The organism is Neisseria sp. P0019.S002 (assembly GCF_051957155.1).
GTDB classification, from domain to species: domain Bacteria; phylum Pseudomonadota; class Gammaproteobacteria; order Burkholderiales; family Neisseriaceae; genus Neisseria; species Neisseria perflava.
The window spans coordinates 1-480 of sequence record NZ_JBQCWS010000090.1 but is presented as its reverse complement, the minus strand read 5'-3'; the positions used below and the strand labels follow the sequence as shown (position 1 = coordinate 480).

Genomic DNA, 480 nt, shown 5'->3' with positions numbered 1-480 from the left:
ACACCCACACACCCAACAACCACCAAACAAACACACAAACCCCAAACCACCAAAACCCAACCAACCCCAACAACCCCACCACCCCACACCAACAAAACCACACCACAAAACACCCCACAACACCCACACCCACAACCAACACCACCACAAATCACCACCCCACAAAAACAACCAACAACAACCAACCCACCCCCACCACCAACAACACAACACACCCAACCACCAAAACCACCAAAACACCCAAAACCCCAACACCCCCCAAACCAAACACAAAAACAACCCACAAACCCAAAACCAAAAACACACCCACAACCACCACAACAAACAACAACAACAAATCAACCCACACCACCACGCCAAAACAACAACAAACCAAAACCGACACTATTCCAGTTGAAGCTTGATACCTGACCGAATAACCAAAGGCCGTCTGAACAACCTCCAACCTACCCCTCACACACACCCAACACCACCGCCAAA

1 protein-coding gene is annotated in these 480 nt (G+C 49.6%); it reads right to left on the bottom strand.

Annotation, left to right across the window (positions count from 1 at the left end; genetic code table 11):
- Window positions 1-342, bottom strand: a 342-nt coding sequence (locus ACTHTY_RS11720; protein WP_440367801.1) for a hypothetical protein, incomplete at its 3' end; no start/stop codon positions are given.
- Window positions 343-480: the final 138 nt, after the last annotated feature.